At 71.2% G+C, this 26,531-nt stretch carries 23 protein-coding genes; 13 read left to right on the top strand and 10 right to left on the bottom strand.

Annotated features, from left to right (window positions below; all coding sequences use genetic code 11):
- The first annotated feature begins 31 nt into the window (after window positions 1-31).
- Complete coding sequence (locus ABFY03_RS18975; protein WP_346170429.1) at window positions 32-1,291, top strand: MFS transporter; 1,260 nt, start codon at window positions 32-34, stop codon at window positions 1,289-1,291.
- Window positions 1,292-1,354: 63 nt separating this feature from the next.
- Here the strand turns inward: ABFY03_RS18975 and ABFY03_RS18970 are convergent, their stop codons facing one another.
- Window positions 1,355-2,797: a CCA tRNA nucleotidyltransferase gene (locus tag ABFY03_RS18970; RefSeq protein WP_346170428.1), complete on the bottom strand. Its 1,443-nt coding sequence runs from the start codon at window positions 2,795-2,797 to the stop codon at window positions 1,355-1,357.
- A 235-nt stretch (window positions 2,798-3,032) separates the two neighbouring features.
- Between ABFY03_RS18970 and ABFY03_RS18965 the strand changes: the two genes are divergently transcribed.
- From ABFY03_RS18965 to trxA, 7 genes are all read left to right on the top strand, one after another.
- Window positions 3,033-5,414: a DUF6049 family protein gene (locus tag ABFY03_RS18965; RefSeq protein WP_346170427.1), complete on the top strand. Its 2,382-nt coding sequence runs from the start codon at window positions 3,033-3,035 to the stop codon at window positions 5,412-5,414.
- 45 nt (window positions 5,415-5,459) lie between these two features.
- Window positions 5,460-7,730, top strand: a complete 2,271-nt coding sequence (gene murJ / locus ABFY03_RS18960) for a murein biosynthesis integral membrane protein MurJ (protein ID WP_319011542.1) — start codon at window positions 5,460-5,462, stop codon at window positions 7,728-7,730.
- A gap of 117 nt (window positions 7,731-7,847) precedes the next feature.
- Entirely contained in the window at window positions 7,848-9,539 is a 1,692-nt protein-coding gene (locus ABFY03_RS18955) for a protein kinase family protein (protein WP_346170426.1), read from the top strand.
- Between the two features lie 27 nt (window positions 9,540-9,566).
- Window positions 9,567-10,268, top strand: a complete 702-nt coding sequence (sigM, locus tag ABFY03_RS18950) for an RNA polymerase sigma factor SigM (protein WP_319011540.1) — start codon at window positions 9,567-9,569, stop codon at window positions 10,266-10,268.
- On the top strand, window positions 10,265-11,209 hold the full coding sequence (locus ABFY03_RS18945; protein WP_346170425.1) for a hypothetical protein: 945 nt from the start codon (window positions 10,265-10,267) through the stop codon (window positions 11,207-11,209). Before sigM ends, ABFY03_RS18945 begins: the two co-directional genes overlap by 4 nt.
- Window positions 11,210-11,370: 161 nt before the next feature.
- Entirely contained in the window at window positions 11,371-12,336 is a 966-nt protein-coding gene (gene trxB / locus ABFY03_RS18940; protein ID WP_319011538.1) for a thioredoxin-disulfide reductase, read from the top strand.
- A 46-nt stretch (window positions 12,337-12,382) separates the two neighbouring features.
- Window positions 12,383-12,715 carry a thioredoxin gene (gene trxA, locus ABFY03_RS18935; protein ID WP_043222711.1) on the top strand — a complete coding sequence of 111 codons (333 nt, stop codon included), beginning with the start codon at window positions 12,383-12,385 and terminating at the stop codon, window positions 12,713-12,715.
- Between the two features lie 74 nt (window positions 12,716-12,789).
- Here the strand turns inward: trxA and ABFY03_RS18930 are convergent, their stop codons facing one another.
- The 9 genes from ABFY03_RS18930 to rpmH all read right to left on the bottom strand — a co-directional run bounded on the left by ABFY03_RS18930 (window position 12,790) and on the right by rpmH (window position 19,476).
- On the bottom strand, window positions 12,790-13,407 hold the full coding sequence (locus tag ABFY03_RS18930) for a GNAT family N-acetyltransferase (RefSeq protein ID WP_319011537.1): 618 nt from the start codon (window positions 13,405-13,407) through the stop codon (window positions 12,790-12,792).
- 162 nt (window positions 13,408-13,569) lie between these two features.
- Entirely contained in the window at window positions 13,570-14,625 is a 1,056-nt protein-coding gene (locus tag ABFY03_RS18925; RefSeq protein WP_319011536.1) for a ParB/RepB/Spo0J family partition protein, read from the bottom strand.
- Window positions 14,622-15,701, bottom strand: coding sequence for a ParA family protein (locus ABFY03_RS18920; RefSeq protein WP_319011535.1), 1,080 nt, complete (start codon window positions 15,699-15,701; stop codon window positions 14,622-14,624). The genes ABFY03_RS18925 and ABFY03_RS18920 overlap by 4 nt, the downstream gene beginning before the upstream one ends.
- Window positions 15,702-15,939: 238 nt before the next feature.
- On the bottom strand, window positions 15,940-16,656 hold the full coding sequence (rsmG, locus tag ABFY03_RS18915) for a 16S rRNA (guanine(527)-N(7))-methyltransferase RsmG (RefSeq protein WP_319011534.1): 717 nt from the start codon (window positions 16,654-16,656) through the stop codon (window positions 15,940-15,942).
- Between the two features lie 118 nt (window positions 16,657-16,774).
- Entirely contained in the window at window positions 16,775-17,284 is a 510-nt protein-coding gene (locus tag ABFY03_RS18910; RefSeq protein WP_319011533.1) for a Jag family protein, read from the bottom strand.
- Window positions 17,285-17,326: 42 nt separating this feature from the next.
- Window positions 17,327-18,619: a membrane protein insertase YidC gene (yidC, locus tag ABFY03_RS18905; protein ID WP_346170424.1), complete on the bottom strand. Its 1,293-nt coding sequence runs from the start codon at window positions 18,617-18,619 to the stop codon at window positions 17,327-17,329.
- A gap of 3 nt (window positions 18,620-18,622) precedes the next feature.
- On the bottom strand, window positions 18,623-18,949 hold the full coding sequence (gene yidD / locus ABFY03_RS18900) for a membrane protein insertion efficiency factor YidD (protein WP_030493766.1): 327 nt from the start codon (window positions 18,947-18,949) through the stop codon (window positions 18,623-18,625).
- On the bottom strand, window positions 18,946-19,317 hold the full coding sequence (gene rnpA, locus ABFY03_RS18895; protein ID WP_043222725.1) for a ribonuclease P protein component: 372 nt from the start codon (window positions 19,315-19,317) through the stop codon (window positions 18,946-18,948). Before rnpA ends, yidD begins: the two co-directional genes overlap by 4 nt.
- Window positions 19,318-19,338: 21 nt before the next feature.
- Complete coding sequence (gene rpmH / locus ABFY03_RS18890; protein WP_015659252.1) at window positions 19,339-19,476, bottom strand: 50S ribosomal protein L34; 138 nt, start codon at window positions 19,474-19,476, stop codon at window positions 19,339-19,341.
- 356 nt (window positions 19,477-19,832) lie between these two features.
- Here rpmH and dnaA point away from each other — a divergent pair, with 356 nt between their 5' ends.
- The 5 genes from dnaA (at window position 19,833) to ABFY03_RS18865 (ending at window position 26,398) form a co-directional block, all read left to right on the top strand.
- Window positions 19,833-21,629, top strand: coding sequence for a chromosomal replication initiator protein DnaA (dnaA, locus tag ABFY03_RS18885; RefSeq protein WP_346170423.1), 1,797 nt, complete (start codon window positions 19,833-19,835; stop codon window positions 21,627-21,629).
- Between the two features lie 912 nt (window positions 21,630-22,541).
- The gene (gene dnaN / locus ABFY03_RS18880) at window positions 22,542-23,672 is read left to right on the top strand and encodes a DNA polymerase III subunit beta (protein ID WP_031003097.1); all 1,131 of its coding nucleotides are present in this window, start codon (window positions 22,542-22,544) and stop codon (window positions 23,670-23,672) included.
- A gap of 112 nt (window positions 23,673-23,784) precedes the next feature.
- Window positions 23,785-24,660, top strand: coding sequence for a phosphogluconate dehydrogenase (NAD(+)-dependent, decarboxylating) (gnd, locus tag ABFY03_RS18875; protein WP_030493762.1), 876 nt, complete (start codon window positions 23,785-23,787; stop codon window positions 24,658-24,660).
- A 59-nt stretch (window positions 24,661-24,719) separates the two neighbouring features.
- Complete coding sequence (gene recF / locus ABFY03_RS18870) at window positions 24,720-25,841, top strand: DNA replication/repair protein RecF (protein ID WP_319011530.1); 1,122 nt, start codon at window positions 24,720-24,722, stop codon at window positions 25,839-25,841.
- Complete coding sequence (locus ABFY03_RS18865; RefSeq protein ID WP_319011529.1) at window positions 25,838-26,398, top strand: DciA family protein; 561 nt, start codon at window positions 25,838-25,840, stop codon at window positions 26,396-26,398. Before recF ends, ABFY03_RS18865 begins: the two co-directional genes overlap by 4 nt.
- Window positions 26,399-26,531: the final 133 nt, after the last annotated feature.

The following is a 26,531-nucleotide window of genomic DNA, read 5'->3' as shown; positions in this document are numbered from 1 at the left end:
GGGACCCTCGCCGTATGTGAGTCTTGCTGGCATGTCCGTCGTACGTGATCTGCGCGTACTGCTGCGCCTGCGCGCCTTCCGGCGCCTGCTCGCCGTCCGGCTGCTCTCCCAGTGCGCCGACGGCGTCTACCAGGTGGCCCTGGCCACGTACGTCGTCTTCTCCCCCGAGAAACAGACCTCCCCCGCCGCCATCGCCTCCGCCATGGCCGTGCTCCTGCTCCCGTACTCCCTTGTCGGCCCCTTCGCGGGAGTCCTCCTCGACCGCTGGCAGCGCCGCCAGGTCTTCCTCTACGGGAACCTGCTCCGCGCCCTGCTGGCCGCCGGGACCGCCCTGCTGGTCCTCGCCGCCGTCCCGGACTGGCTCTTCTACGCCTCCGCCCTCTCCGTCACAGCCGTCAACCGCTTCGTCCTCGCCGGACTCTCCGCCGCCCTGCCCCGGGTCGTCGACGAGGAACGGCTCGTCATCGCCAACTCGCTCTCCCCCACCGCCGGCACCCTCGCCGCCACCGCCGGCGGAGGACTCGCCTTCGGCGTCCGGCTGCTCGCCGACGACTCCGACGCCGCCGTGGTCGCCTTCGGCGCCGTCCTCTACCTCTGCGCCGCGCTCGCCTCGCTGCGGATCCCCCGCACGCTGCTCGGCCCCGACCCGGACCAGGTGCCGCCCCGGCTCTCCACGGCGCTCGCCTCCACCGCCCGGGGCCTGGCCGCCGGGCTGCGCCATCTCGCCGAGCGGCGCCCGGCCGCCCGCGCGCTCACCGCCGTCGGGCTGATGCGCTTCTGCTACGGCGCCCTGCTCGTGACCGTGCTCATGCTCTGCCGGTACGCCTGGAGCTCCACCGAGTCCGAGGGGCTGGGGCTTCTGGGGATCGCCGTCGCCGCCTCCGGCGCCGGCTTCTTCGCCGCCGCCGTGCTCTCACCCTGGGCTGTGGGGAGATTCGGGCCCTTCGGCTGGATGATCGTGTGCTCCCTCGCGGCCGCCGTCCTCGTCCCGGCGCTCGCGCTGCCGTTCGCGCCCACGCCCTTCCTCGTCGCCGCCTTCGTCCTGGGGCTCATCACCCAGGGAGCGAAGATCGCGACCGACACCGTGGTCCAGACGCACGTGGACGACGCCTTCCGCGGACGGGTCTTCTCCCTGTACGACGTGTTGTTCAACGTCGCCTTCGTGGCGGCGGCCGGAGTCGCCGCCCTGATGCTGCCGCCCGACGGCCGCTCTCCGCTGCTGATCGCGCTGGTGGCGGCCGGCTACGCGGCGATCGCCCTGCTGCTGCGCGGGGAGCGCGAGGAGAGGTGATGTTTCACGTGAAACACCGGCGGTGACGCTCCGCGGTGTTTCACGTGAAACATCGGTCGCGCGTCAGGCGCGCGAGGCCCACCACTCCTTGAGCGCGGCCACGGCCTCCTCGTGCTCCATCGGACCGTTCTCCAGGCGGAGCTCCAGCAGGAACTTGTACGCCTGCCCGACGGCGGGACCCGGCTTGATCTCCAGGATCTCCTGGATCTGGTTGCCGTCGAGGTCGGGACGGATCGAGTCCAGCTCCTCCTGCTCCTGGAGCTGGGCGATCCGCGCCTCCAGGCCGTCGTAGGCGCGGGAGAGCGCCGACGCCTTGCGCTTGTTGCGCGTGGTGCAGTCCGAGCGGGTCAGCTTGTGCAGCCGGGAGAGGAGCGGACCGCCGTCGCGGACGTAGCGGCGCACGGCCGAGTCGGTCCACTCGCCGGTCCCGTATCCATGGAAGCGCAGGTGCAGCTCCACCAGCCGCGAGACGTCCTTGATCATCTCGTTGGAGTACTTCAGCGCGGTCATGCGCTTCTTGGTCATCTTGGCGCCCACCACCTCGTGGTGGTGGAAGGAGACCCGCCCGTCCTTCTCGAAGCGGCGGGTGCGCGGCTTGCCGATGTCGTGAAGGAGCGCGGCCAGGCGCAGCACCAGGTCCGGGCCGTCCTCCTCCAGGTCGATCGCCTGGTCGAGGACGGTCAGCGAGTGCTCGTACACGTCCTTGTGCCGGTGGTGCTCGTCGCTCTCCAGCCGCAGCGCGGGCAGCTCGGGGAGGACGTGCGCGGCGAGGCCGGTCTCGACGAGGAGGCCGAGGCCCTTGCGCGGGTGGGCCGAGAGCAGCAGCTTGTTCAGCTCGTCCCGGACGCGCTCGGCGGAGACGATCTCGATCCGGTCCGCCATCTCCGTCATGCCCGAGACGACCTCGGGGGCGACCTCGAAGTCGAGCTGGGCCGCGAAGCGGGCCGCCCGCATCATCCGCAGGGGGTCGTCGGAGAAGGACTCCTCGGGCGTGCCGGGAGTGCGCAGCACCCGGGCGGCGAGGTCCTCCAGGCCGCCGTACGGGTCGACGAACTCCTTCTCGGGGAGTGCCACGGCCATCGCGTTGACGGTGAAGTCGCGGCGGACGAGGTCCTGGTCGATGGAGTCGCCGTAGGAGACCTCGGGCTTGCGGGAGGTGCGGTCGTACGCCTCGGAGCGGTACGTCGTGACCTCGATCTGGTAGCCGTCCTTCTGCGACCCGACGGTCCCGAAGGCGATCCCGACCTCCCAGACCGCGTCGGCCCAGGGGCGGACGATCTTCAGGACGTCCTCGGGGCGGGCGTCCGTGGTGAAGTCCAGGTCGTTGCCGAGCCGGCCGAGGAGGGCGTCCCGTACCGAGCCGCCGACCAGGGCGAGGCGGAATCCGGCCGCCTGGAAGCGGCGGGCGAGGTCGTCGGCGACAGGGGACACGCGCAGCAGCTCGCTGACGGCGCGGCGCTGCACCTGGCTCAGTTCGGTCGAGGTGTCTTCGTTGGCGTTCGGCACAACAGAAAAGGGTACGTGCCCCGTCCCGCCCCGACGTCCCCGTTTTCCCGGCACCGCCCCCGCCCCGGCGGATGACGCCTGTGGGGTTCCTGTGAAAACGGCCTCCACCCGGGCCATCGGCTGGAGGAGTCCCCGGCACTCGGCCCCGCCATGCCTCGTTACCATGCCTGGACACAGCAACCGGGCACCACTGGCATCACCGGCACCACCGACAACGACGAGGACGGGCGAACGCGTGGCTGAGGCGGCAGCTTTCCAGGGAACCGGTCCCTCACCTGCCCGCCGATGGCTGCGGCGCACCCTCACCATCGCCGTCGGAGCGCCCCTGCTCGCCGGCCTCCTCCACAACCCCTCGGCGTCCGCCAAGGCGCCCGAGGAGGGCCAGGTCTCCCGGACGGTCGATGTGTCGATCGACACGCTCACCCCGAGCGCCCCGGTCGAGGGGGACACCGTCACCGTCACCGGGACGATGACCAACCGCGGCAAGCGCGCCATCACGGACGCCACGGTGAACCTGCGGGTCGGCCCGCGGATGAACAGCCGCAGCGAGATCGACCAGGTCGCCCGGCGCAAGGGCTTCCGCTCCGACAGCGACCCGCAGCCGCTGGACGCCGCCCCCGAGATCGACATCCCCCGGCTGGACGTCGGCGTCGCGCACGACTTCCGGATCTCCGTACCCGTCTCCAAGCTGGGCCTCGACGACGAGGGCGGCATCTACCAGCTGGGCGTCTCGATCACCGGGCAGACCTCCGAGGCGCAGTACGACCGCGTCCTCGGCATCGAGCGGACCTTCCTGCCGTACCAGCCCGAGCCGACCGACAAGCGGACCCAGCTCACCTACCTCTGGCCGCTGATGTCCTCGGCACACATCTCGGCCGACACCGCCTCGGACGACCAGCAGACCCCCGTCTTCCAGGACGACGACCTGGCCGAGGAGCTCCGCCCCGGCGGCCGGCTCGACGAGCTGGTCACCCTGGGCCAGGGCCTCCCGGTCACCTGGGTGATCGACCCGGACCTGCTGGCCTCCGTCGACGCCATGGCCAACGGCTACCGCGTCAAGGACGGCACCGGGCACACCGCCGGCACGGAGGCGAACAGGAAGCTGGCCGAGCGCTGGCTCGGCATGCTGGAGAAGGCGGTGCAGGGCCGCAAGGTGGTCGCGCTGCCCTTCGCCGACCCCGACCTCGCCTCCCTCGCCCACCACGGCAAGGCCGTCCCCGGCTCCCTCGAGCACCTCCAGTCGGCGACGGAGCTTGCCGGGTCGACCGTCGAGACGATCCTCCACGTCCAGCCGGCCACCGACTTCGCCTGGCCGGTCGACGGCGCCGTCGACCCGTCGATCATGGCCGTCGCGACCTCGGCCGGCGCCCGCAAGGTGATCGCCCGCAGCGACAGCATCCAGGACGACGACCTCTCGTACACGCCCACCGCGGCCCGTCCCCTCGGCGGCGGGACGACGGCGGTGGTGAGCGACGCGGAGCTGTCGACCGCCTTCCAGGGGGACATGGTCCGCGCCGAGACGTCGACGCTCGCCGTGCAGGAGTTCCTGGCGCAGACCCTCGCGATCACCCTGGAGCAGCCGCAGGACCAGCGCAGCGTCGTGGTCGCCCCGCAGCGCCGGCCGAGCGTGGCGCAGGCGCAGGCGATGGCCACCGCCGTGCGCGGGCTCGGCGCGCGCCGCTGGACGCAGCCGCTCGACCTGGTCGCCGCGGCCGCGGTCAAGCCCGACCCGGACGCCTCCACCACGGTGCCGCGCGGCTCGCAGTACCCGAAGAGGCTCCGGGACGGCGAGCTTCCCGTGCAGGCGTTCCGGGACATGAAGACCACCCGTGACGAGCTGGACGACTTCAAGGTCATCCTCACCGACGCGACCCGCGTCGTGCCGCCGGTGGGCAACGCGATCAACCGCGAGATGTCCACCTCCTGGCGCGGCCGGGCGAGCGAGGCGGCGATCTACCGCGTCGACGTCCGGGACGTCCTCCAGCGGCTCACCAAGAGCGTCGTCCTCGTCGACAAGTCCGACCTGACCCTGTCGGGGCGCAGCGCGACCATCCCGGTCACGGTGCAGAACAAGCTCCTCCAGGACGTGGAGGGGCTGGTCCTGCGGCTGTCCTCCAGCAACAAGGCCCGTCTGAAGGTCGACGGCGAGGGCTCGGCGGACCTGCCCATCACGGTCCGCGCCGGGCACAGCCAGTCGGTGAAGTTCCCCGCCTCGGCCAACGCCAACGGCCAGGTCTCGATGACCGCCCAGCTCTACACGGTGGACGGCACGCCCTACGGCGCCCCGATGACCTTCACCGTGCGGGTCTCCGAGATGACCCCGACGGTGATGCTGGTCATCGCCGGCGGTGTGCTGCTGCTCGTCCTCGCCGGCGTCCGCATGTACAGCCAGCGCAAGCGGCTGGCCGCCCGCGCCGCCGAGGCAGAGGCCGAGACGGAGACCGAGGTCGAGCCGGAGGCAGAGTCCGAGCCGGAGGCCGAGGCCGAGCCGGCCGGCCCCGAGGACGACACGACCGCGCAGGACACCCCCGCGGCCGAGCACCCGAGTGACCCGGACACGGACACCGGCCCCGAAAGCGGCGACCCGTCGAGCCCGAGTGAGAAAGTGGACCGTTGAGCGATGTCGTGGCCGGTCGGCCGGGGACGATGAGGTGGGGTAACCATGAACGCGCCGTACGACGCTGACCGCGGCCAGGGTGCGGGCGGCGCCGCACCGTCCGGCGGCACGCCCCCCCAGCAGGGGCAGGCCCCGCAGCAGGGGCAGCACCCCGGGTACCCGCCGCAGGACCCGTACGGGCAGGCTCCGTACGCGCAGAGCCCGTACGCGGCCGCGCCGCAGGACCCGTCCACGCAGAACCCCGAGAACCCGTACGCCCAGGACCCCTACGTCCAGGACGCCTACGCCCACGACCCCTACCGGGCGCAGGACCTGGCCGCGCAGGACCCGGTGGGCGAGGCGCTGTACGACCGCGCCGCCCACCCGCCGCCCCCGCCGGGCACGTACCAGGACCCCGCGGCGCTCTACCAGCAGCCGGCCGCGCCGCAGCACGCCCCGGACCCGCGGGTCTGGGCGCACACCCCGGCGCCCGAGCCCGACGGCCCCTCCCGCCACCTGCCGTACGGCGACGACGCCCGCACGGTCCAGTTCACCGGCGTCGACGACCTGGTGACCCGGGCGAGCGAGGACGACCGGCCCGAGCAGGACGCCTTCGCCCACCTCTACCGGGACCAGCAGGGCCAGGGCCAGGTGCCCGCCCCCGCCGCCGAGCCCGACCCGCTGCCGGCGCCCGCGCCGAAGCGGACCGGCCGCGCCTCCGGGCTGCTGAAGTCGAGCGCCGTGATGGCCGCGGGCACCCTGGTCTCCCGGCTCACCGGCTTCGTCCGCTCGCTGGTCATCACCGGCGCCCTCGGCGCCGCGCTGCTCGGTGACACCTTCACCATCGCGTACACCCTGCCGACGATGATCTACATCCTCACCGTCGGCGGCGGCCTCAACTCGGTCTTCGTGCCGCAGCTCGTCCGCTCGATGAAGAACGACGAGGACGGCGGCGAGGCGTACGCCAACCGGCTGCTCACCCTCGTCATGGTGGCGCTCGGCCTGATCGTGGTCGCCGCGGTGTTCGCGGCGCCCGTGCTGATCCGGCTGATGTCGAACACCATCGCCGACGACGCCGCCGCCAACAGCGTCGCGGTGACCTTCGCCCGCTACTGCCTGCCCACGATCTTCTTCATGGGTGTGCACGTGGTGATGGGCCAGATCCTCAACGCCCGCGGCAAGTTCGGCGCGATGATGTGGACCCCGGTCCTCAACAACATCGTCATGATCGTCACCTTCGGCCTGTTCATCTGGGTCTACGGCACCTCCGCCGAGTCCCACATGGGCGTGCAGACCATCCCCGACGAGGGCATCCGCCTTCTCGGCGTCGGCACCCTGCTCGGCCTCGTCGTCCAGGCGCTGGCGATGATCCCGTACCTGCGCGAGACGGGCTTCCGCTTCCGGCCCCGCTTCGACTGGAAGGGCCACGGCCTCGGCAAGACCGTCAAGCTCGCCAAGTGGACCGTCCTCTTCGTCCTCGCGAACCAGGCGGGCGTCCTGGTCGTCACCCAGCTCGCCACCGCGGCCGGCGAGGAGTCCGGCAAGAACGGCGCCGGCTTCCTGGCGTACTCCAACGCGCAGCTGATCTGGGGCATGCCGCAGGCCATCATCACGGTCTCCGTCATGGCCGCCCTGCTGCCCCGGATCTCCCGCGCCGCCAGCGACGACGACCCGGGCGCCGTCCGCGACGACATCTCCCAGGGCCTGCGCAACTCGGCCGTCGCCATCGTCCCGGTCGCCTTCGCCTTCCTGGCCCTCGGCGTCCCGATGTGCACCCTGCTGTACGCCTCCAGCGGCGTCGAGGCCGCCCAGGGCATGGGCTTCATCCTGATGGCGTTCGGCCTCGGCCTGATCCCGTACTCGGTGCAGTACGTCGTCCTCCGCGGCTTCTACGCCTACGAGGACACCCGCACCCCCTTCTACAACACGGTCATCGTCGCCGCCGTCAACGCGGCGGCCTCCGCCCTCTGCTACGTCCTGCTGCCCGCGCAGTGGGCCGTGGTCGGCATGGCCGCCTCCTACGGCCTCGCCTACGCCGTCGGCGTCGGCATCGCCTGGCGCCGGCTGCGCAACCGCCTCGGCGGCGACCTGGACGGCGCCCACGTGCTGCGCACCTACGCCCGTCTCTGCATGGCCTCGCTGCCGGCCGCGGTGCTGGCCGGCGCCGCCGGCTTCGGCCTGCTGAAGCTGCTCGGCGAGGGCGCCCTCGGTTCTCTGGTGGCGCTCGTCGTCGGCGGCGCGGTCCTCCTCGGGGCCTTCTTCGTCGCCGCGCGCCGCATGCGGATCACCGAACTGAACACCCTCGTGGGCATGGTGCGGGGACGCCTGGGACGCTGATCCCGTCCCCCAGGACAACCATCGGGGGGAACCGTGTGTCGTGCATAGCGTCCGACTGTGGGCACAATTGGCTTGGCTGTTGGATGTGGCGCAACGGATGGGGAGGCAGGAACGACGGTGGCGGAACGTAGCACGGCTGCCGTCGACGTGGCCGACAACAGCGGTGACGACCCGCTGACCGCGCAGGCGGACACGGCCGCGACCGACGGGGTGGCGGAAGAGCGGAAGACGGCGGAGGAGCCCACCGAGGCCCCCGAGCAGAAGGCGGTCGAACGGAAGAACGGCGAACAGCCCTCCATCGCGGCGCCGGAGTTGCACAGCGGCCACAAACTGGCCCGGCGCTACCGGTTGGAGGAGTGCGTCACCCGTCTGGACGGATTCAGCAGCTGGCGTGCCGTCGACGAGAAGCTGCGGCGGGCCGTCGGCGTGCACCTGCTCCCGGCCGACCACCCACGCGCCCGCTCCGTCCTGGCCGCCGCCCGTTCCGCGGCCCTGCTCGGTGACCCCCGGTTCGTCCAGGTCCTCGACGCGGTCGAGGAGAACGACCTCGTCTACGTCGTCCACGAGTGGCTCCCGGACACCACCGAGCTGACCGCGCTCCTCGCGGACGGCCCGCTGCCGGCCCATGACGCCTACCAGCTCGTCACCCAGGTCTCCCAGGCGATGGCCGCCGCGCACCGGGAGGGCCTGGCCCACCTGCGGCTCACGCCGAGCGCCGTCCTGCGCAGCTCGACCGGTCAGTACCGCATCCGCGGTCTCGCCGTGAACGCCGCCCTGCGCGGCATCACCGCCGACCGCCCGCAGCGCACCGACACCGAGGCCATCGGCGCCCTCCTCTACGCGGCGCTCACCCAGCGCTGGCCGTACGAGAGCGACGCCTACGGCCTCTCCGGGCTGCCCAAGGGCGTCGGCCTGATCCCGCCGGACCAGGTCCGCGCCGGAGTCCACCGCGGCCTCTCCGAGATCGCCATGCGCGCCCTCGCCAACGACGGGGCCACCGCGTCCCGTCAGGAACCGCCCTGCACCACGCCGGACGAACTCGCCAAGGCCGTCGGCGCGATGCCCCGCGTCAAGCCGCCGGAGCCCGAGTTCCCCGCCCCCGCCGAGTACCAGCGCACCACGTACCAGCAGGGCACGTACGGACGCCCCCAGCCGCGTCCCATGGTCACCCAGCCCCTCCCGCAGCCGCCGGCGCCGCTGGAGAGCCGTACCGGCAAGGCCCTGAAGTGGGCCGTCGGCGCTCTCCTCATCGCCGCCCTGGGCCTGGGCAGTTGGCAGATCGCCGACCGTCTGCTCCCCAAGGAGACCCCGCAGGAGGCGCCGGTCGTCCAGCCCCCGGCCGACGAGAAGCCGGAGCCGCCGAAGCCGCTCACGATCGCCTCGGCCACGGACTTCGACCCCTTCCCCGAGGGCAACGGCGAGGAGTACCCCGAGGCGGTGCCGAACGCCCTCGACGGCGACCCGGGCACCTACTGGCACACCAAGAACTACGCCAGCGCCAACCTCGGCAACCAGAAAGACGGCGTCGGGATCGTCCTGGACCTGGGATCGGCGCAGAAGGTCCGCGAGGTCGACCTCTCGCTCGTCGGGAACACCTCGGTGGAGATCCGCACGGCGCCCGAGGACGCCTCCGCGGCACCGTCCACGGCGGACGGCTTCACCACCCAGGCGTCCAAGGCCGGCACCGACCTGAAGCTGGAGCTCACCAAGCCGGTCACGACCCGGTACGTTCTGGTCTGGCTGACCGAGCTCCCCCTCAACGAGGGCGAGTTCCGCGGCCAGCTGAGCGAAGTCAAGGTCATGGGCTGACGACCGAAGGGGAGGGGGCTGTCACCGTTGGACCGTCCGATAGACGCCGCAGACGACCGGGAACTCCTGGCCCGTCATGTCGCCGGGGACCCGGACGCCTTCGGTGAGCTCGTACGGCGCCACCGCGACCGCCTGTGGGCGGTGGCGCTCCGCACCCTGGGCGACCGCGAGGAGGCCGCCGACGCCGTCCAGGACGCCCTCCTCTCGGCCTTCCGGGCCGCCCACACCTTCCGGGGCCAGTCGGCCGTCACGACCTGGCTCCACCGCATCACCGTGAACGCCTGCCTGGACCGCCTGCGGAAGAGCGCCAGCCGCAGGACCTCGCCGGTGGACGACACCGCCCGCTTCGAGCAGCTCCTCGAACCGCACGAGTCCGCCGAGGCACCCGCCGAACGTCAGGACCTCCACCGGCAACTGCTCGGCGCGCTCGCCACCCTCGCCCCCGACCAGCGCGCCGCGCTCGTCCTCGTCGACATGCAGGGATACCCCGTCGCCGAGGCGGCCCGTATCCTCGGCGTTCCCACCGGCACCGTGAAAAGCCGCTGCGCACGCGGCCGGGCCCGGCTGCTGCCGATGCTCACTCATCTGCGCGCCGACACCGTGGGTAACGAGGCTCCCGAAGGGGGAAGGAACCGGACGCCGGGGGCATCCGTCCCACCGGTGTCGGAGCCGACGGAAACCGGACCGATCGATCCAGCTGCTGTGAAGGGCGGAGGTGGGCGCGCGTGACCACGACCGACAAGGCCGACACAGCACAGCACCCGGACGTCTCGGAGATCTCCGACCTGACGGAGGGGCTGCTCTCGCCGAGCCGCTCCGCCACGATCCGCCGGCACCTCGACGGCTGCGCCCTCTGCGCCGACGTCCGGAGCTCCCTGGAGGAGATCCGCGGGCTCCTCGGCACCCTCCCGGGCCCGCCGCGCATGCCCGCCGAGATCGCCGGCCGGATCGACGCCGCTCTCGCCGCCGAGGCGCTCCTCAATGCCACCGCCCCGGATTCCGCCCGGCCTGTTTCACGTGAAACCACGGCCGGGGAGGACGGTGTTTCACGTGAAACAACGCAGTCGGCCTCCGTCACCCCTGCCGCAGGCAGGCGTACGGCGGGCTCCGACCGCCCGCAGGGCCGCCCCCAGACGGCCACCGGTCCCGGGCGGGGGCGCACCCGCCACCGGGGCCGCATCGCCGCCCTCACGGGCCTCGCCGGCACGGTCGTCGCCGCGTTCTGCGCCGTGAGTCTCTACGCGCTCACCCAGAACGGCTCACCGGAGAGCCAGGGCGCCAAGGCCGACACCGCCGTGAGCGCGGCCGTCGGCACCTTCTCCGGCGAACCGGTCGAGGACCGCGTCCGGGGTCTGCTCACGGCGGACCCCACCGCCCGGACGCCGAAGGGCGAGCGGCCCGAATCGCTCGCCGCCGAGCAGACGGAGGACGTCGGCGCCGCCCAGCGGAACAGCGACCCCGCCGTGCCTGGCTGCGTGCTCGCGGGCACCGGGCGCCAGGACACCGTCCTCGCCTCGGAGCGCGGCGAGTACGGGGGCGTCGCCGCCTATCTGCTCGTCCTCCCCGACCGGGCCGACGCCGGCCGCGTCCAGGCATACGTCGTCGACGCCTCCTGTACCGGGGACACCCCGGCCCAGCTGCTGCAGACGTCCTCCTACCCGAAGCCCTGAACGCGCCCCGTCCCACGGTCCCGTCTCACTCTTCGTCTCACGCACGCGCCGCGCGGCGCCCTCGGGAATGCTGGCCCCTTAGGATCCGTTGGGTGGGGTGAGAGTGACCGAGACACCGCCCCGTAGGCAGTAGGCAGTCTGCAGAGACGAGGAAGAAACCCGTGAGCGACGTCCGTAACGTGATCATCATCGGCTCCGGGCCCGCGGGTTACACCGCCGCGCTCTACACGGCCCGCGCGTCGCTGAACCCGCTGGTCTTCGAGGGCGCCGTGACCGCCGGTGGCGCCCTGATGAACACCACCGAGGTCGAGAACTTCCCCGGTTTCCGTGACGGCATCATGGGCCCGGACCTCATGGACAACATGCGGGCGCAGGCCGAGCGCTTCGGTGCCGAGCTCGTCCCGGACGACGTCGTCGCCGTGGACCTCACCGGTGAGATCAAGACCGTCACCGACACCGCCGGCACCGTGCACCGCGCCAAGGCCGTCATCGTCACCACCGGCTCGCAGCACCGCAAGCTGGGCCTGCCGAACGAGGACACTCTCTCCGGCCGCGGTGTCTCCTGGTGCGCCACCTGCGACGGCTTCTTCTTCAAGGACCAGGACATCGCCGTCGTCGGCGGCGGCGACACCGCGATCGAGGAGGCGACCTTCCTCTCGCGCTTCGCCAAGTCGGTGACGATCGTCCACCGCCGCGACACCCTGCGCGCCTCCAAGGCGATGCAGGAGCGCGCCTTCGCCGACCCGAAGATCAAGTTCGCCTGGGACAACGAGGTGACCGAGATCCACGGCGAGCAGAAGCTCTCCGGTCTGACCCTGCGCAACACGAAGACGGGCGAGACCACCGCGCTGCCGGTGACCGGTCTCTTCATCGCCGTGGGCCACGACCCGCGGACCGAGCTCTTCAAGGGCCAGCTGGACCTCGACGAGGAGGGCTACCTCAAGGTCGACGCCCCGTCGACCCGTACCAACCTCACCGGTGTCTTCGGCGCCGGTGACGTCGTCGACCACACCTACCGCCAGGCCATCACGGCCGCCGGTACCGGCTGCTCCGCCGCGCTCGACGCCGAGCGCTTCCTGGCCGCCCTCGCCGACAGCGAGAAGCTGGCCGAGACCCCCGCGGTCTGACCCGAACTCTCTCCACCCCACACCCCGCGAAGTTAAGGAGGCCGCCGTGGCCGGCGCCCTGAAGAACGTGACCGACGCTTCCTTCGAAGAGGACGTCCTCAAGAGCGACAAGCCCGTTCTGGTGGACTTCTGGGCTGCCTGGTGCGGCCCGTGCCGCCAGATCGCCCCGTCGCTGGAGGCCATCGCCGCCGAGCACGGCGAGATCGAGATCGTGAAGCTCAACATCGACGAGAACCCGGCCACGGCCGCCAAGTACGGCGTCATGTCCATCCCGACGCTCAACGTCTACCAGGGCGGCGAGGTCGTGAAGACCATCGTCGGTGCCAAGCCGAAGGCCGCGATCCTGCGCGACCTGGAGCCCTTCGTCGCGGCGAAGTGACCCCGCACTGTTTCACGTGAAACGGCCCGCCCCTGGAAAAGGGGCGGGCCGTTTCGCGTTCTCCGTCGCCGTGCTCACAGGGGCCGAAGGGCCGGCTCCTTCTGTACCGCGCCGAGCAGGCGGTCCAGGGCCATCTCGACGTCCTCCTTCCAGGAGAGCGTCGTCCGCAGTTCCAGGCGGAGCCGGGGGAAGGCGGGGTGCGGCCGGACGGTCTTGAAGCCGACCGCCAGCAGGTGGTCGGCCGGCAGCACGCAGGCCGGTTCCTTCCAGCGGGCGTCGCCGAACGCCTCGATCGCCTTGAAGCCCCGCCGCAGCACGTCCTTGGCGACCGTCTGCACCATCACCCGCCCCAGGCCCTGCCCCTGGTACTCCGGCATGATCCAGGCCGTCATCAACTGGACGGCGTCGGCCGACACGGGGCTCGTGGGGAAGGCCGTCGACCGGGGCACATAGGCCGGGGGAGCGTAGAGCACGTAACCGACCGGCACCTCGTCCACGTAGACGACCCGGCCGCAGGACCCCCACTCCAGCAGGACGGCGGAGATCCACGCCTCCTTCTCGACCTCCGCGCGGCCCGCCTTCACGGCGGCCTCCCCGCTCACCGGATCGAGCTCCCAGAAGACGCAGGAGCGACAGCGCTTCGGAAGGTGCGGAAGATTGTCCAGCGTGAGCGGTACGAGCCGACGCCCCACGGCTGCCCCTCGCTTCCCTGGCCGTCGGACGGCCACCGAGCACGGATACGGCTCTCGGAATCGTAACCAGCGGGCTGTCGGGGCGACACCGCACACAGGCAAAGGGCGGGCCGCGTTCCGATGACGACCGGAACACGACCCGCCCTGGGGGTCCGGCGGGGACTACTCCCCGTCCTCCTCCCACTCCTGCTCCGCCTTCAGCATCTGCTTCACGTTGTCCTCGCCCGGGGCGAGCGTGGAGAGGATCCGGTCGAGGTCCTCCACCGAGGCGAACTCGACGACGATCTTGCCCTTCGACTGGCCCAGGTCGACCTTCACCCGGGTCTCGAAGCGGTCCGAGAGACGGGTGGCCAGGCTGGAGAAGACCGGCGAGACCCGGCCGCCCGCGCGCGGCTTGCGCGTCTTGGCGGCGGCGGGCTCGTCGAAGCTCATGAGCCGCACGATCTCCTCGACCGAGCGCACCGAGAGCCCCTCGGCGACGATCCGCTGCGCCAGCTGGTCCTGCGCCTCCGGGTCCTCCACGCCGAGAAGGGCACGGGCGTGGCCGGCGGAGAGCACCCCGGCGGCGACCCGGCGCTGGACCGCCGGGGAGAGCCGCAGCAGCCGCAGGGTGTTGGAGACCTGCGACCGGGAGCGCCCGATCCGGTCGGCGAGCTGGTCGTGGGTGCAGCTGAAGTCGGTCAGCAGCTGCTCGTAGGCGGCGGCCTCCTCCAGCGGGTTCAGCTGGGCCCGGTGCAGGTTCTCCAGGAGCGCGTCCAGGAGCATCTTCTCGTCGTCGGTGGCCCGGACGATCGCGGGAATGGTCTGCAGGCCGGCCTCGTCGGAGGCCCGCCAGCGCCGCTCGCCCATGATCAGTTCGTAGCGCCCGCCCTCGGCCTTGCGGACGACCACGGGCTGGAGCAGGCCGACCTCCTTGATGGAGGTGACCAGCTCGGCGAGGGCGTCCTCGTCGAAGACCTTCCGCGGCTGCTGCGCGTTGGGGCTGATGTCACCGATCGGGATCTCGGTGAAGTACGCCCCGGCGACCAGCGTCGGCTCGGGCTCCGCCGGCGCGACGGCGGTCTCGGGCTGCGGGGCTCCCTGGGGGAACAGGCGTGCCGCGCCGCTCCCGGGGAGCGTGGAGACGGCGCCGGTCTCCGGCGCCTGCTGGTCCTGGGGGGCGCCGGCGAACAGCGCGCCGAGCCCCCGCGGCCCCAGTCCCCTACGTCGGTCGCTCACTGAAGTTCCTCCGCCATGCTGTGCTGGTTGTTCTGGTGCCCCACGCGGCCGTGCTGCTGGGGCTCGTAGTGGACGGCGACGCCCCGGAAGGCGATCTCGCGCGCCGCTTCGATGTACGACAGGGCTCCGCTGGAGCCGGGGTCGTAGGTGATCACGGTCTGGCCGTAGCTGGGTGCCTCGGAGATGCGGACGGACCGAGGGATGCTGGTCCGGAGCACCTCCTTCCCGAAGTGGCTGCGGACCTCCTCGGCGACCTGCGACGCGAGCCGGGTCCGGCCGTCGTACATGGTCAGCAGGATCGTCGAGACGTGCAGCGTCGGGTTGAGGTGGCCGCGGACCAGGTCCACGTTCTTCAGGAGCTGCCCCAGGCCCTCCAGCGCGTAGTACTCGCACTGGATCGGGATGAGCACCTCGGCGCCCGCCACCAGGGCGTTCACCGAGAGCAGGCCGAGGGAGGGCGGGCAGTCGATCAGGACGTAGTCCAGCGGCTGCTCGTACGCCTGGATCGCGCGCTGGAGCCGGCTCTCCCGCGCCACCATCGAGACCAGCTCGATCTCCGCACCGGCGAGATCGATCGTGGCCGGGGCACAGAAGAGGCCTTCGACGTCCAGGACCGGCTGGACCACCTCGGAGAGCGGCCGGCTGTCGACGAGGACGTCGTAGATGGAGGGCACGTCGGCGTGGTGGTCGATGCCCAGGGCCGTGGAGGCGTTGCCCTGCGGGTCCAGGTCGATGACGAGGACGCGGGCACCGTGCAGCGCCAGGGAAGCGGCCAGGTTGACGGTCGTGGTCGTCTTGCCCACGCCGCCCTTCTGGTTGGCCACCACCATGATGCGCGTCTGCTCGGGACGGGGCAGTCCCTCCCCGGCCCGGCCCAGGGCCTCTACGGCCAGCTGGGCGGCACGGCCAATGGGGGTGTCGTCCATCGGGGGCAGTGTTTCACGTGAAACATCCTCCCCCGCCGATTCGGTTCGGGGACCGGGGACCGGATCGGTCATCGGTCCCGCGATGTTGGCGTCGGACCGCAAGGATTCACTCTCCTCGGCATCAAGCTCGCGATGGGAAGAGCCTGCCATGCCTTCGGGGTCCGGAACCAGCGAGGTCGGTGGATCTGTGGGTGAATCCACCTCTGTGGAAAACTCCGTAACCCTCGCGGGTGGCTTCACACGGGGTCGGCGGTCCCGGGGGGTGGCAGCCGCGCGCCCGCGGCTGATGATCCCCTGGAGCAGTGAGCGACGTTTCACGTGAAACACGATGCCCCTGCGGCCATGCCGGGACCGTCCGACACTCCGTGAAAGCGGACGAATGCGACGCTCAGCGGCGCCGACGGGTCTTGCTCGTCCGTGCGGCCTTGGCCCGCTTGGCCGCGAAGCGCACACCACCGGGGCTCTCGCCGACCTCGACCCGCACCACCGTGGACATCGGATCGACGATGCCCTCGCCGACGTGGAGCACCGAGGTCTCCACCACGCCCAGCTTGGAGAGCGCGGAACGCGCCCCGTCGAGCTCCTCCTCCGCGGTGTCGCCCTTCAGGAGCAGCATCTCGCCGTAGGGGCGGAGCAGGGGGACGCCCCAGCCGGCCAGCCGGTCGAGGGGCGCCACGGCACGGGCGGTCACGACGTGGACCGGCGGGAACTTGCCGAGCATCTCCTCGGCACGACCGCGCACGACGGTCACGTGGTCGAGCCCGAGCAGCTCGACGACCTCCTGGAGGAAGGTGATCCGGCGCAGCAGCGGCTCCAGGAGCGTGATCTTCAGATCGGGCCGCACCAGGGCCAGCGGGATGCCGGGCAGACCGGCCCCGGAGCCCACGTCGCACACGGTCACGCCCTCGGGGACGACCTCGCCGAGGACGGCGCAGTTCAGGAGGTGGCGCTCCCACAGTCGCGGGACCTCGCGGGGGCCGATGAGCCCCCGCTTCACACCGGCGTCCGCGAGCAGCTCCGCGTACCGCACGGCCTCGGGGAAGTACTCGCCGAAGACCTTCCGTGCCTGCTCGGGCGCCTCGGGGAGCTCCGCTGCCTCCGTCACGGGGACCGTCCTTCCGTACCGCACGCGTACCGTGCGAGCGCACTGTGGTGGCTGAACTATCAGGCTGACAAAGATCGGCCCCGTCTGCGAACAGACGGGGCCGACGCGATGAGGGGGGTCAGGCAGGGAGGACGACGACGAAGCGCTGCGGCTCCTCGCCCTCGGACTCGCTGCGCAGACCGGCGGCGGCGACCGCGTCGTGCACGACCTTGCGCTCGAACGGGGTCATCGGGTCCAGCTTGACCGGCTGGCCGGTGGACTTCACCTCGTCCGCGGCCTTGGCGCCGATCTGGGCCAGCTCCGTGCGCTTCTGCGCACGGAACCCGGCGATGTCGAGCATCAGCCGGCTGCGGTCACCGGTCTCCCGGTGCACGGCGAGGCGGGTCAGCTCCTGGAGCGCCTCCAGCACCTCGCCGTCGCGGCCCACGAGCTTCTGCAGGTCGCGGCTGCCGGAGTCGCTGATGATCGAGACCGCGGCCCGGTCCGCCTCGACGTCCATGTCGATGTCGCCGTCGAGGTCGGCGATGTCGAGCAGGCCCTCAAGGTAGTCGGCCGCGATCTCACCCTCCTGCTCCAGGCGGGTCAGGGTGTCGCCACCCTCGGCGGCGGAGGTGGTGCCTTCCGTCACGGATGGACTCCTTCTAACTACGGGGAAGCTACGTGGACGCTTCTACTTCTTGGAGGACGGGTGCTTGGGCCGCTGCTGGCCCTTGCGCTGGCGGGAGCCGCCGGAGTTGGCGCGGCTGCGGCCGCCGCCCTGCGGAGCGCCCTTGGCGGGCGTCTCGGGCTTCCTCTCCAGCGAGGTCTTCGCCCCGGTGTCCTGGGCGGTCTCGCCCGCGGACTCCTCGGCGGTCTCGGTGACCGTCTCGTCGCTCTTGGCCTGCTGGCCGCCGGACTGGCGCTGGGCCTTGGTCTGGCGCTTGGGCTGCTGCCGCTTGGGGGCGGCGGTGCCCTCGGCCTCGGCGACGGCGGCGTCGCTCTTCACCACGGTGCCGTCGGCCTGGGCGGCGAAGCCGGCCTTGGCCAGGGCGCCGATGAAGCGGCGCTCGTTCTCGTTGCGGTCGGAGCCCTTGGCGACGATCGCCTTGACGACGGCCTTGTGGCGCCGGCTGCGGACCTCACCGTGGTGCGTGACGCTCTTCAGCAGGCGCTGCAGGTAGGAGTCCTGCGCCTTGCTGCCCGGGGTCGGGTTCTGGTTGATCACGTACATCTGCTGGCCCATGGTCCACACGTTGGTGGTCAGCCAGTAGACGAGGACACCGACGGGGAAGTTGATGCCCATGACGGCGAAGATCACCGGGAAGATGTACATGAGCATCTTCTGCTGCTGCATGTACGGGGTCTTCACCGAGAGGTCGACGTTCTTCATCATCAGCTGGCGCTGGGTGAAGAACTGCGAGGCCGACATCAGGACGATCATGATCGCGGTGACGATGCGGACATCGGTCAGCGAGGCGCCGAGGGCCGCGACGGCCTCGGGCGAGTCCATGAACTTCGAGGCGATCGGGGCACCGAAGATGTGCGCCTGGCGGGCGCTGTCGACCAGCTCCTGGTTGAGGACACCGATCTCCTTGCCCGACGCGATGTTGGACAGCACGTGGTACAGGGCGAAGAAGAACGGCGACTGGGCGAGGATGGGAAGGCACGAGGAGAGCGGGTTGGTGCCCGTCTCCTTGTACAGCTTCATCATCTCTTCGGACTGACGCTGCTTGTCGCTCTTGTAGCGCTCCTGGATCGCCTTCATCTTCGGCTGGAGCGCCTGCATGTTCCGCGTCGCCTTGATCTGCTTCACGAAGAGCGGGATCAGACAGATGCGGATCAGCACCACGAGGGACACGATCGACAGACCCCAGGCCCAGCCCGTGTCAGGGCCGAAGACGGCCCCGTACAGCTTGTGGAACTGGACGATGACCCAGGAAACGGGCCAGGTGATGAAGCTGAACAGACTGGCAATCGTGTCCACTAATCAGGCTCCTTGAGCATTGGGCGAGGTCTCTGCGGCCGGGCTCGTCTCGGCGGAGATCCCGCCCTTGTCGCCGCGCAGCGCGTTCCTGAGCATCTCGTGCCAGCGCGGACGCTTCCGCGGGGGGACATGGTCCACTCCGCCGGGCGACCACGGATTGCACCGCAGGATGCGCCAGGCGGTCAGGGCGATGCCCTTGATCGCGCCATGCCGGTCTATGGCCGTGAATCCGTAGTGGGAACACGACGGGTAGTACCGGCAGACGTCGCCCAGAAGCGGGCTGATCGTCCACTGGTACAGCTTGATGAGGGCGAGGAACGGGTACTTCATCGCGTACCCCCTCCCAGCAGCCGCTGGAGAGCGGCGTCCAGGTCGCGGGCCAGGTGGGCGTGGTCGGCGTCACCGGCTCCGGGCAACGCCCGTACGACCACCAGGCTACCGGGGGGCAGCGCGGACAGCCGGTCGCGGACGAGGTGGCGCAGACGACGCTTCACCTGGTTGCGGACGACCGCACCGCCCACGGCCTTGCTCACGACGAAACCCGCACGCGTCGGGGGAGCGCTCTCCCCAGGCGCGTGCGGGTCCGTTGCACCGCTTCGTAGGTGGACGACGAGGAGCGGGCGACCGGCCCGGCGTCCTCGGCGTACCGCGGTTGCGAAGTCCTCGCGCCGCCTCAGCCGATTCTCGGTAGGCAGCACGTCATGACCTGTTTAGGTGGATCAGGCGGACAGGCTCGCGCGACCCTTGGCACGGCGGTTCGCCAGGATGGCGCGGCCGGCACGGGTACGCATGCGCAGGCGGAAGCCGTGGGTCTTCGCGCGACGACGGTTGTTCGGCTGGAAGGTGCGCTTGCTCACTCGGGGGCTCCAGAAATGATTCGGGTGGTGGCGGGACATCGCCTGGCTGTCACCGTGCGCCCACGAGTAGCTCGCATACGCTCGAGTGCACCGCTACGCGATCACACAGGGTGATCTTTGCCCATCGGAGGCAGGCGGCAGCAGCCATCGACAACTCGACCTGGTTACGGTACGCGCGGTTACGCCATCCGGTCAAACCGACCCGTCGCAGGGCCCCTTTGTGCACAGGCTGTGGACAACAACTTGAACCACGTCAGCCGCCGCGACTACCGTGACTGGACTCGACTGTCTCTTCCGTTCTGTTCCTGTCGTCCCGAGAACCACACATTCGTGGGACCTGCGAGAAAGCGTGCCCTGTGGCTGACGTACCTGCCGATCTTGCCGCAGTGTGGCCACGCGTGCTCGACCAGCTGCTGGGAGAAGGACAGCAGGGCATCGAGCCCAAGGACAAGCAGTGGATCGAGCGCTGCCAGCCGCTCGCCCTGGTCGCCGACACGGCCCTGCTCGCCGTCCCCAACGAATGGGGCAAGCGGGTCCTGGAGGGCCGGCTGGCCCCGCTGATCAGCGAGACCCTCAGCCGCGAGTGCGGCCGCCCGATCCGGATCGCGATCACCGTCGACGACTCCGTCGGCGAGCAGCCCCCCGCGCCCTCCCCCGGCCGGCCGCCGCAGCCCCGCTACGACGAGCGGCCGCAGCCCGAGCCGTACGAGAAGTACGACGGGTACGGCCACCGGGCGCTGTCCGACGACGGGCTGCCCACCGCGCGCCCCGCCTACCCGGACTACCCGCAGCCGCCGCGCCCCGAGCCGGGCGCCTGGCCGCGCTCGCAGGAGGACCTCTCCTGGCAGCAGCCGCGCCTCGGCGGTTTCCCCGAGCGCGCCCCGTACACCGGTCCGGCCCCGGAGCAGACCGGGCTGCCGCGCTACGACGAGCCGTCCCGCGGCTACGAGCAGCCGCAGCGCCCGGAGCGCGCCGAGCTGCCCGAGCCGCCGGGGGCCGGTCCGCGCCCCGGGCCCGGCGTGGGCGGCCAGGGCGTGGGTCCCGGCATCGGCCAGGGCTCCCTCGGTTCCTCCGGTACGGGCTCCGGCGGCGGTGCCGGCTCCGGCGGGCCCGGCGAGCAGCACGCGCGGCTGAACCCGCGCTACCTCTTCGACACCTTCGTGATCGGTTCCTCGAACCGCTTCGCGCACGCCGCCGCGGTCGCGGTGGCCGAGGCGCCGGCGAAGGCGTACAACCCCCTCTTCATCTACGGCGAGTCGGGGCTCGGCAAGACGCACCTGCTGCACGCCATCGGGCACTACGCGCGGAGCCTGTACCCCGGCACGCGCGTGCGGTACGTGAGCTCGGAGGAGTTCACCAACGAGTTCATCAACTCGATCCGCGACGGCAAGGGCGACGCCTTCCGCAAGCGCTACCGCGATGTGGACATCCTGCTCGTCGACGACATCCAGTTCCTCGCGAGCAAGGAGTCGACGCAGGAGGAGTTCTTCCACACCTTCAACACGCTCCACAACGCGAACAAGCAGATCGTGCTCTCCTCCGACCGGCCGCCCCGGCAGCTGGTGACCCTGGAGGACCGGCTGCGGAACCGCTTCGAGTGGGGACTCACCACCGACGTGCAGCCGCCGGAGCTGGAGACGCGCATCGCGATCCTCCGCAAGAAGGCGGTGCAGGAGCAGCTGAACGCCCCGCCGGAGGTACTGGAGTTCATCGCCTCCCGGATCTCGCGGAACATCCGCGAGCTGGAGGGCGCGCTGATCCGGGTGACGGCCTTCGCGAGCCTCAACCGGCAGCCGGTCGACCTGGGGCTGACCGAGGTCGTCCTCAAGGACCTGATCCCGGGCGGCGAGGACTCGTCGCCGGAGATCACGGCGCCGGCCATCATGGCGGCCACGGCCGACTACTTCGGGCTGACGGTGGAGGACCTCTGCGGTTCCTCGCGCAGTCGGGTGCTCGTGACGGCCCGCCAGATCGCCATGTACCTGTGCCGGGAGCTCACCGATCTGTCGCTGCCGAAGATCGGCGCGCAGTTCGGCGGCCGCGACCACACGACCGTCATGCACGCGGACCGGAAGATCCGCGCCCTGATGGCGGAGCGACGTTCCATCTACAACCAGGTCACGGAGCTGACCAACCGCATCAAGAACGGCTGACCGCCTCCGTACGGCCGCAGAAGGGCCGCACAGCGCCGTACCGCAGCCGGTACGCGGCCATGCGCCGGCCGTACGCCGACCGTGCAGGCATCGAAGGGCGCCCCGGGACACCTCCCGGGGCGCCCTTCGGCGTTGTGGAGAGGGTCTGTGGATGGCGCACGGACGCCACGAGGGGGCCGTGACCCGGACGGCCGTGTTCGATTACTCCGTTCCGGTGGCGGGTTCTCCACAGATTGGGGGATGATCTCCCGTCCACAGGGTGGGGACTGTCGAGTTATCCGGATTGTGTCCACAGGTCGGCCTGGTGACAGCCCATCACACCAGCTCAGGGGGGTGTGGATTTGTTGGCAACCGATCTCCACAGCCTGTGGATGAATCTTTCGTCCACAGGGGCCCGGAAGAGTTGTCCACCGGCTGCCCACAGGGAGGGGCAGGTTGCCCACAGCTTCTCCACACCGCTGTCCACTGTTCGGCAACAAAACACCCCCTCTCACCGGCCGGAGTGAAAGGCGTCACACCAAGGGAGACGTTTGGGCTGTGGGGAACCTGGGGAAAGCTGGGGACAGCACTGGGGAGAACTACCCCCTGCCTGTGTATCGGGTGTGCAGAACTTTCGTGTGTCCACAGAGAACCGTGGTTGTCCACCGGTTCCACCCACAGGGGCGGTGGACAAAAAACAGGCCCTGACCTGCGCAGACGGCGTTATCCACGGTTTCCACAGGCCCTACTACTACTTCCACTCATAGTTAGCCCGGGAATCGTTTTGAAGCGGGGCCTGTGCACAACTCGGCGCCGGAGCCCTGACGCGCTCTCGTCACGACTTGACCCCGAGCCGCACCGAGTGTCGGCGGCGTACGTCAGACTGGATCCCGCAGTCGACGAAGAGCCAGCAACAAGCAGGAGGCGGTTCCGGTGAAGATCCGGGTGGAGCGCGATGTACTCGCGGAGGCGGTGGCGTGGGTGGCCCGCAGCCTTCCGGCCCGTCCGCCGGCGCCCGTACTCGCGGGCCTTCTGCTGAAGGCCGAGGACGGCGCGCTGAGCTTCTCGAGCTTCGACTACGAGGTCTCCGCCCGCGTCTCCGTCGAGGCGGAGGTCGAGGAGGACGGCACCGTCCTCGTCTCCGGCCGCCTCCTCGCCGACATCTGCCGCGCCCTCCCCAACCGTCCGGTGGAGATCTCCACAGACGGTGTACGGGCGACCGTGGTCTGCGGCTCCTCCCGCTTCACCCTCCACACCCTCCCTGTGGAGGAGTACCCGGCGCTGCCGGAGATGCCCACCGCGACCGGCACCGTCCCCGGCGAGGTCTTCGCGGCCGCCGCCGCCCAGGTGGCCATCGCCGCCGGCCGTGACGACACGCTGCCCGTCCTCACCGGCGTGCGCATCGAGATCGAGGGCGACACCGTCACCCTGGCCTCCACCGACCGCTACCGCTTCGCGGTCCGCGAGTTCCTGTGGAAGCCGGAGTCCCCGGACGCCTCCGCGGTCGCCCTGGTGCCCGCGAAGACCCTCCTGGACACCGCGAAGGCGCTCACCAGCGGCGACACCGTCACGCTGGCGCTCTCCGGCTCCGGCAAGGGCGAGGGCCTCATCGGCTTCGAGGGCGCGGGCCGCCGCACCACCACCCGCCTCCTGGAGGGCGACCTCCCGAAGTACCGCACGCTCTTCCCCACCGAGTTCAACTCGGTCGCGGTGATCGAGACCGCCCCCTTCGTGGAGGCCGTCAAGCGCGTGGCCCTCGTCGCCGAGCGCAACACGCCCGTCCGGCTCAGCTTCGAGCAGGGCGTGCTCATCCTGGAGGCCGGCTCCAGCGACGACGCACAGGCTGTGGAGCGGGTCGACGCGCAGCTGGACGGCGACGACATCTCGATCGCCTTCAACCCGACCTTCCTGCTGGACGGCCTGAGCGCGATCGACTCCCCGGTGGCCCAGCTCTCCTTCACGACCTCCACCAAGCCCGCCCTGCTGAGCGGCCGCCCGGCCGTGGACGCGGAGGCGGACGACGCCTACAAGTACCTGATCATGCCGGTGCGACTGAGCGGCTGACCTGCGGGTGAGGGGCGTCGACTGAGCGGCTGACCCCACAGGTGTGCGGCCGGGTCCGGGCGTAGGCTCGGACCCGGGTAGGAACCGCACACGACGCTAAAGGAACACTCTGATGGAGCTCGGTCTCGTCGGTCTCGGCAAGATGGGCGGCAACATGCGCGAGCGCATCCGCCGCGCAGGCCACACCGTCATCGGATACGACCGCAACCCGGACCTCGCCGACGTCCACAGCCTCGAAGAGCTTGTGAACAAGCTCAAGGGTCCGCGCGTCGTGTGGGTCATGGTCCCCGCCGGCGCGGCGACCCAGTCCACCATCGACGAGCTGGCGGAGCTGCTCTCCCCCGGCGACGTCGTCGTGGACGGCGGGAACTCCCGCTGGACCGACGACGAGAAGCACGCCGAGGAGCTCGCCGCCAAGGGCATCGGCTTCGTCGACTGCGGCGTCTCCGGCGGCGTCTGGGGCCTGGAGAACGGCTACGCGCTGATGTACGGCGGCGACGCCGAGAACGTGGCGAAGGTCCAGCCGATCTTCGACGCGCTCAAGCCCGAGGGCGAGTTCGGCTCCGTCCACGCCGGCAAGGTCGGCGCGGGCCACTTCGCCAAGATGGTCCACAACGGCATCGAGTACGCGATGATGCAGGCGTACGCCGAGGGCTGGGAGCTGCTGGAGAAGGTCGACTCGGTGGAGAACGTCCGCGAGATCTTCCGCTCCTGGCAGGAGGGCACGGTCATCCGTTCCTGGCTGCTCGACCTCGCCGTCAACGCCCTCGACGAGGACGAGCACCTGGACCAGCTGCGCGGCTACGCGTCGGACTCCGGCGAGGGCCGGTGGACCGTCGAGGCCGCCATCGACAACGCCGTACCGCTCCCGGCGATCACCGCGTCGCTGTTCGCGCGGTTCGCGTCCCGTCAGGACGACTCGCCGCAGATGAAGATGATCGCCGCGCTGCGCAACCAGTTCGGCGGCCACGCGGTCGAGAAGAAGTAGCAATCCACAGGCTGTGCACCACCCGGTGCACAGCGACCGGGGGAAGGCCGGCGCCCACCATGCACGTCACGCATCTCTCGCTGGCCGACTTCCGCTCGTACGCCCGGGCCGAGGTACCCCTCGACCCGGGCGTCACCGCGTTCGTGGGGGCGAACGGCCAGGGCAAGACCAACCTCGTCGAGGCCGTCGGCTATCTCGCCACCCTCGGCAGCCACCGCGTCGCCTCGGACGCGCCGCTGGTGCGGATGGGCGCCGAGCGGGCCGTCATCCGGGCCGCCGTCACCCAGGGCGAGCGGTCCCAGCTGGTCGAGCTGGAGCTCAACCCGGGCCGCGCCAACCGCGCCCGCATCAACCGGTCCTCGCAGGTCAGGCCGCGTGACGTGCTGGGCATCGTGCGGACCGTGCTCTTCGCCCCCGAGGACCTGTCGCTGATCAAGGGCGACCCCGGCGAGCGCCGGCGCTTCCTCGACGAACTGATCACCGCGCGGGCGCCGCGCATGGCGGGCGTGCGCTCCGACTACGAGCGCGTGCTGAAGCAGCGGAACACCCTGCTGAAGTCCGCGGCGATGGCCCGCCGGCACGGCGGCCGCGGCATGGACCTCTCCACGCTCGACGTCTGGGACCAGCACCTGGCCCGGGCCGGCGCCGAGCTGCTCGCCCAGCGGCTCGACCTCGTCCACACCCTGCAGCCGCTCGCGGACAAGGCGTACGAACAGCTCGCGCCCGGCGGCGGACCGATTCTGCTGGAGTACCGGCCCTCCGCCCCCGGCACCGGGCACACCCGCGAGGAGCTGTACGAGCAGCTGATCGCCGCCCTCGCGGAGGCCCGCAAGCAGGAGATCGAGCGCGGGGTCACCCTCGTCGGCCCGCACCGCGACGAGCTGCTGCTCCGCCTCGGCGACCTGCCGGCCAAGGGGTACGCGAGCCACGGCGAGTCCTGGTCGTACGCGCTGGCGCTCCGGCTCGCCTCGTACGACCTGCTGCGCTCCGAGGGCAACGAGCCGGTCCTCGTCCTGGACGACGTCTTCGCCGAGCTGGACGCGCGCCGGCGCGAGCGGCTGGCCGAGCTGGTGGCCCACGGCGAGCAGGTGCTGGTGACCGCGGCGGTCGACGACGACGTGCCGGACGTCCTGGCCGGGACGCGGTACGCGGTGAGCGGAGGGACGGTGGAGCGCGTATGAGCGGCGCCGAGGAGACTTCCCCACAGGCTGTGGACAAGCCCGCGGCCCCCGAGCCCTCGGGTGTGGACCTCGCCCGGGTCGCGCTGCGCGCCGCGAAGGAGCAGGCACGCGCGCGTGGGGCGGCCGCGCAGCAGAAGAAGCAGGCCCGGCGCGGCGGCGGCCTGCGCTCCGGCGCGCGTGCCGACGGGCGGGACCCGATGGCGCTCGGCGCCGCGATCAACCGGCTGCTCGCCGAGCGGGGCTGGGAGACGCCGGCGGCCGTCGGCGGCGTCATGGGCCGCTGGCCGCAGATCGTCGGCGAGGACCTGGCCAAGCACTGCGTACCGGTGAGGTACGAGGAGGAGCCGGACGCGCGCGTGCTGACGGTGCAGTGCGACTCGACGGCGTGGGCGACGCAGCTGCGGTTGCTGGCGCCGACGCTGGTCGCGCGGCTCAACGAGGACCTCGGGCACGGGACCGTGCGGCTGATCAAGGTGCTGGGGCCCGGGGCGGGTGCGCGGCGGTTCGGGCCGTTGCGGGCGCCGGGGTCCGTGGGGCCCGGGGACACGTACGGGTAGGACGGGACGGTCCTCGGCCGCGGGTCCGAGCAGGCGGGCGCCGCGCGTGGGCGGTGTGCCCGCCCTCCCCCCCCGACTCCGTCCGGGGGGACCCCCAGCCCTTGCGGAACGCCTGCCACAACGCGGCGGAGCG

Origin of the sequence: Streptomyces roseofulvus, assembly GCF_039534915.1 — a bacterium.
GTDB lineage: Bacteria > Actinomycetota > Actinomycetes > Streptomycetales > Streptomycetaceae > Streptomyces > Streptomyces roseofulvus.
The sequence above is the reverse complement of the archived record's forward strand: the minus strand, read 5'-3'. Positions and strand labels throughout refer to the sequence as shown.